This is a genomic window from Streptomyces sp. BE20 (assembly GCF_036322525.1).
GTDB lineage: Bacteria > Actinomycetota > Actinomycetes > Streptomycetales > Streptomycetaceae > Kitasatospora.
In genome coordinates, this window is sequence record NZ_JAQYWW010001031.1 from 1 (window position 1) to 288 (window position 288).

1 pseudogene is annotated in these 288 nt (G+C 75.0%); it reads right to left on the reverse strand.

Annotated features, from left to right (window positions below):
* Nucleotides 1-288, reverse strand: a pseudogene (locus PUR61_RS28755) (isorenieratene synthase); the annotation flags it as partial.

Here is a 288-nt window from a genome sequence, read left to right on the forward strand (position 1 = left end):
CCTGATCCTGTACGGCGGTGCGGTCGGCCGAGGGGTCGACGGCGTAGGCGTGGAGTTCGAGGACCGAACCGCCGGTGCGGGCGGCCCAGCGCGCGGCCTGTCCCTCCCATCGTTCGACGACGCTGACGTTGTCCAGCGGGCCGTAGCCGGACGTGCCGAGGAATCCGGCCCGGTCGGGGCGGGCAGGCCGGTCGATCCAGTGGCGGCTGACGAGGAAGGGCGGAGCCTGGCGCACGGCGGCGGCGCAGGCCCGCAGCTCGTGGTCGTCGAGCAGGGGGGACCGCTCCA